Origin of the sequence: Pseudoxanthomonas kalamensis DSM 18571 (genome assembly GCF_010211745.1) — a bacterium.
Classification (GTDB): domain Bacteria; phylum Pseudomonadota; class Gammaproteobacteria; order Xanthomonadales; family Xanthomonadaceae; genus Pseudoxanthomonas_A; species Pseudoxanthomonas_A kalamensis.
Map to the genome: position 1 here is coordinate 1 of NZ_PDWQ01000104.1, position 576 is coordinate 576.

General features: G+C 64.2%; 1 pseudogene. It reads right to left on the reverse strand.

The annotated features are described in order from the left end of the window. Window positions 1–576, reverse strand: a pseudogene (locus CSC70_RS14775) (methyl-accepting chemotaxis protein); the annotation flags it as partial.

Here is a 576-nt window from a genome sequence, read left to right on the forward strand (position 1 = left end):
CATCGAGGCGGCGGTCTCTTCCAGGTTGGCCGCCTGCTGCTCGGTCCGCTGCGACAGATCCTGATTGCCCGCGGCGATCTCGGTGGCAGCCGCGTTGATCGACACTGCCGACTGCTGGATGTTGCCGACGATCTGTGCCAGCTGGCTCGCTGTCGCATTGGCGTCATCGCGCATCTGTGCGAACACGCCGCGGAAGTCGCCGCTCATGCGTGCGGTGAGGTCGCCGGCTGCGATCGACTGCAACAAGCCCGAGAGCGATTGCAGGTTGCCGTCGGCGGTGGCCATCAAGGTATTGAGGCTTTCCACCATGATGCGGAAATCGAACTGGAACTGCTCGGCATCGCCGCGCGCGCTGGAGTCGCCGTTGGCCGCGGCCTGCGCCAGCTGCTTGATCTCGGTGGTCATGGTCGACAGGTTGTGCTTGACCTGGTTCATCGCCGCGGTGATGGCCGCCTTCTCGCCGGGCAGCTGCTGCATGTCTTCGGACAGGTCGCCGATGGCATAACGCTCGATCAGGTGGATGGTCTGCATCTTGACCTTGATGTGCGCGGCCACCAGCTCGTTGGTGTCATGGGC